The sequence below is a fragment of the Sulfurimonas sp. genome, from assembly GCF_047622445.1.
Classification (GTDB): Bacteria; Campylobacterota; Campylobacteria; order Campylobacterales; family Sulfurimonadaceae; genus Sulfurimonas.
This window is the reverse complement of sequence record NZ_JBLHOE010000114.1, coordinates 1-4,868: the sequence shown is the minus strand read 5'-3', so window position 1 is coordinate 4,868 and position 4,868 is coordinate 1. Positions and strand designations below refer to the sequence as shown.

The 4,868-nt window shown below is 32.0% G+C and carries 5 protein-coding genes; 2 read left to right on the top strand and 3 right to left on the bottom strand.

Going from position 1 to position 4,868, the window contains the following annotated elements; translation table 11 throughout:
- Window positions 1-240 (bottom strand): acetyl-coenzyme A synthetase N-terminal domain-containing protein (locus tag ACI9TV_RS15820; protein ID WP_415251787.1); only part of this gene is annotated, 240 nt, incomplete at its 3' end.
- A gap of 143 nt (window positions 241-383) precedes the next feature.
- On the opposite strand from ACI9TV_RS15820, the gene pta reads away from it, so the two are divergent.
- Both pta and ACI9TV_RS15810 read left to right on the top strand, forming a co-directional pair.
- Window positions 384-2,486: a phosphate acetyltransferase gene (gene pta, locus ACI9TV_RS15815; protein WP_415251786.1), complete on the top strand. Its 2,103-nt coding sequence runs from the start codon at window positions 384-386 to the stop codon at window positions 2,484-2,486.
- The gene (locus tag ACI9TV_RS15810) at window positions 2,471-3,520 is read left to right on the top strand and encodes an acetate/propionate family kinase (protein ID WP_415251785.1); all 1,050 of its coding nucleotides are present in this window, start codon (window positions 2,471-2,473) and stop codon (window positions 3,518-3,520) included. Before pta ends, ACI9TV_RS15810 begins: the two co-directional genes overlap by 16 nt.
- Before the next feature lie 6 nt (window positions 3,521-3,526).
- Here the strand turns inward: ACI9TV_RS15810 and ACI9TV_RS15805 are convergent, their stop codons facing one another.
- A complete protein-coding gene (locus ACI9TV_RS15805; RefSeq protein WP_415251784.1) occupies window positions 3,527-4,408 on the bottom strand; it encodes a hypothetical protein in 882 nt (293 codons plus the stop codon).
- A gap of 15 nt (window positions 4,409-4,423) precedes the next feature.
- Entirely contained in the window at window positions 4,424-4,765 is a 342-nt protein-coding gene (locus ACI9TV_RS15800; RefSeq protein ID WP_415251783.1) for a hypothetical protein, read from the bottom strand.
- Between the last annotated feature and the right edge of the window lie 103 nt (window positions 4,766-4,868).

The following is a 4,868-nucleotide window of genomic DNA, read 5'->3' as shown; positions in this document are numbered from 1 at the left end:
TGCAACGTTTAGTTTACCACCATCGAACCATTTTACGAACGGTGCTTTACTCTCATCTAATACATTTGTGAATGGCTCTATCCAATCTAATTTTTCTTTTGCGTAATCGCCCCAGAATCCCTCATAGTTCTCTACTGCTTTCTTCTGTAGTGCATTGTACTCATCCATACTTCCTATTCTTGCTGTTGATGCGAACTCCGGATTCGGTTGGTATATTGGTTTTTTTACTTCTGTGCTCATTTTACTTCCCCTTAGTTTATTAATTCCAAAAATTATATCTTATGAAAATATATTTTTCCTTAAAAAAAATCTATATATTGGATCATAAATTACAATATAAATTCAATTGCTAACAAGTACCTTTATTTTGATATACTAACTCTATGCAAATAAAATCACTTTTCATATCAGCACAAGAGATTAATGCGGGTACATTACTTATATCTATGGGGATGATGGAAATACTTAAACGTAACCTTCATCGTGTGGCATTCTTTCGTCCAATAATCTATGACAAAAGCAAACGAGATGGAGACATTGATTTTATTTTACAACGTTATGATCTAGATTTAGAGTACGAAGATGCATACGGTTTCGATACTGATTATGTTGAAAATATGATAGCTTCACATAAAACAAATACTTTAATTAATCAAATCATTACAAAATTTAAAAAACTAGAACATGATTACGACTTTGTCTTATGTGAAGGAATTAGGCGATCCTTTTTAAGTACAAATATAAATTATGATTTAAATATTAAAATTGCTCAAAACTTTGGTTCACCCTATATAAACATTATAAATGCAAAAGAAGATAACCCAAAAGAAATATATGAAAGTATTCAAATTGAGGATGAAAACATTAGAGCGCAAGGATGTATACATTTTGCGACCTTTGTAAATCGTCTTGATGAAAATAAATACACTGCTTTAGAAAAAAAACTACAAGGAGATATATGTGAAAAAGGAACATATCTATTAGCTGAAGTAGATGAACTTAGCCTTATCAGTATTCGTGACATCATTGAATCACTTGATGCGAAAGAGGTACTTATTTCACCGCAAGACTATACACGAAGCATAAAAAACATAAAAGTTGGGGCACTTAGTTTAGACAATTTTTTAGATCATATTGAAGATGGAGATTTAGTAATAGTTCCAGCTGATAGATCAGATATAATTCTTGGTATTTTAGGTGCTATCTATTCAAATAACTATCGTAACCCATCAGCCATAGTTTTTCCTTTAAATATGAAAATGCATCCCAATATCGAAAAACTTGTTTTAGGACTAGAGCAATTTAGCATACCGCTCATCTCAGTTACAACAGACACATATACAACCGCTAAAAATATATCTCGTGTTCATTCTCGCATACGTGTAAATAGTGATAGAAAGATAGCATTAGCGTTAGGTTTATTTAACTCAAGTGTAAATATCGCATATATAGAAAACAAGATTGCAGACTCTATCAATGAGATTATGACACCATTAATGTTTGAATACAAACTCTTTGAACTCGCACGTTCAAACAAAAAAAGAATCGTATTACCAGAAGCAGTAGATGAAAGAATCTTAAGAGCTGCAGAAATTATTTTACTTAGAGATGTTGCAGATATCATTTTACTTGGGTCTGAAGAAGAACTTCGAGAAAACTATCTACGTTTAGGACTTGACCTTTCTAAAGCAACAATCATAGACCATAGAAACTCTGCTTACATACAAGAGTTCTCCCATACATTGTATGAATTACGTAAAGAAAAAGGTCTCAGTTATCAAGTCGCGGAAGATACTATTGCAAATATCAATTACTTTGCTACGATGATGGTACAGCTTGGTTATGCTGATGGAATGGTAAGTGGTGCTATCGGTTCTACTAGTGAAACAATTCGCCCAGCCTTACAAATCATAAAAACTACACCTGAGACTTCTATTGTGTCGAGTGTATTTTTTATGTGTTTAGCCACAAAAGTTTTAGTCTATGGAGACTGTGCTGTAAATCAAGATCCAAATGCCCAAGAATTAGCTCAAATTGCTCTCTCTTCTGCACAAACAGCAAAAGCTTTTGGGATAGAGCCAAAAGTTGCAATGCTTTCTTACTCAACTGGAGAAAGTGCTAAAGGTATTGATGTCGATAAAGTTAAAGAGGCTACTAAAATTGTACGGGAAAAAGATAAGGAGCTCTTAGTCGAAGGCCCTATCCAATATGATGCAGCAGTAAATCAGCATGTTTCTTCAAAAAAATTACCAAATTCAAAAATCGCAGGAAATGCAAGTGTACTTGTATTTCCAGATTTAAATACTGGGAACAATACATATAAAGCAGTACAACGGTCTAGTGGTGCTGTTGCCATTGGGCCGATTTTACAAGGTTTAAATAAACCTATCAATGATTTAAGTCGTGGATGCTTAGTTCCGGATATCGTAAATACTATTGCGATTACAGCAATCCAAGCAGGAGAAAATGAGTGCAAATTGCAGTAATTAACTCAGGAAGTTCTTCTTTAAAATGTAAGCTCTTTAATATGCAAACAAAAGAGGTATTGTATTCTGTACTTATTGAAAACATAGGAGAAATTGGTGCGGAGTTTAAAAATCATCATGATGCTCTAGAAAGTATAGATATTGACTTTTGCTCTTTGGATGTCATAGGTCATCGTGTAGTTCATGGTGGAGAATTTTTCAGTGAGGCAACACTCATTGATAATAACGTAATTGCCAGAATTAAAGAACTAATTCCTCTTGCACCCCTTCACAATTTTTCAAATTTAGAAGGGATTATCATTGCTCGTACAAAAGCGCCCAACATTCCTCATATAGCAGTATTTGACACAGCATTTCATACTAACATGCCAAAAGAAGCCTACTTATATGCACTTAACAAAGATATGTATGAAAAGCACCATATAAGAAGATATGGGTTTCATGGGACTTCACATTCCTATGTCTCTAAAAAAGCGGCAAAGATTTTAAAAAAAGATATAAATAGACTCAATCTCATTACACTTCACCTTGGAAATGGCGCCAGTATCTGTGCAATAAAAAATGGAAAAAGTATAGATACTTCTATGGGTTTCACGCCATTAGAAGGTCTTGTTATGGGAACAAGATGTGGAGATATTGATCCTAGTATAGCTTTGTACATGCAAAGAGAATTAGGGATGAATGTTGATGAAGTGGATAAGGAGCTCAATAAGAACTCTGGACTTCAAGGAATATGTAATGAAAATGATGTCAGAAAAATTCTTAATAACTCTAATGAATCATCCGAATTAGCACTCAAGATAATGATTAGACGTATTCAAAAATATATTGGTTCGTATATGGTACTTTTAGAAACAGTAGATGCAGTTGTCTTTGCCGGTGGCATTGGTGAAAATTCACAGTATATACGAGAAAAAATATTTGATAATGCTTTAATAAAAAAATTAGACTCTATAGTGATTGAGACTAATGAAGAGTTAGAAATCGCCACACAATGTATGAATGTTCATTCTATAGTAATTTCTAGCTCTTAATATTTTTTATTTTGCTATCGAATATCTTTTTCTTTTTTCCCAAATACTTTTTCGTGAAATTCCAAGCTTTTTTGATAACTCAGTATCATTAAATGTGTTCTGATACGTTCGAATAATATGTTTAAAATAACCTTCTATTTCTAAGATAGTATCATTCTCCAAAACAGTTTGATTTGTTTCTAACTCTAGTACAGAAAAATCGACTATCTCCGTTCTAGTCATGTTTGCAATAATAAACTCTTTACCTACAATGTATTCAAAAAAATCTTTTCTTCTAGTGCCATTGAGCATATGGAAATCACTAATATACACTAAAGTATTTACCGGATATTTTTTTATCTCTTTCATAGCCCCGGAATCTTTAAGACTGACAAAATGGAGTACTACATCTCGCTCTTTTGCATATCTATAGACAAAAGCATCAATATTTTTCTGTATGTTTGAAGAAATAAATAAAGGAAACTTTATCTCGCTTTGCATAGTACTCTCTTCTACATCCAGAAATGAATGTGATAAATATTTTTCATAACTATCATTTTGTACCTTCAACATTTTATATTCAATTTGATGCTCTATTTTATTTACCAATTGATCAATCATAAATGGTTTTAAAATGTAGTCAGAAGCCCCATTATTTAATATATTGGATATAGTATCATTACTAATATATGAGGCTAATAGAATTATGATTGAGTCTTTATAGTTTTCTTTTATGAAGCGACAATTTGATTCATCAACTGATGTAGACAATAAGACTACATCATAGTGCGCTTCAAGAGATATATCTTCTGACTTTATACACATACTACAAGAGTATCCAATATCTACCAATTTTTGAGCAATACTATGTGAAAGATAAATTTCATTTTCTATGATTAATATATTCACAACTATTTCTTTTACCTACGCATCATGGTGATAATGTTTTAGTCCACTTTTATAGTTTTCATACATTTTTTTCACTGTATAATCACCCTTATAAAGCTTAAGGAATTCTCGTATAAAATTAATTGGATACTCAGTAATTTCACCATGACCTAATTTCACATACTCTCGTAATGTATCATACATAGCATTATAGGTTAGGATATCTTCTTTTTTTAATCGCTCTAAGTTTTCTTGTGCTTCTATTAACGAAGCGTCATTAAACTCTCCACGCTCGTTAATATTTTTTCTTTGTTTTACATACTCTCTTAGATCTTTTTTATCATATATGTAATCTGTAAATATTTCTATAAGTGACATTTATTTACCTACCATACCAGCGATAATAGCAACAATCGAAGGATCTTCTAGTGTTGATATATCTTGAGTAATCTCTTCACCTTTTGCGATTGAGCGAAGGATA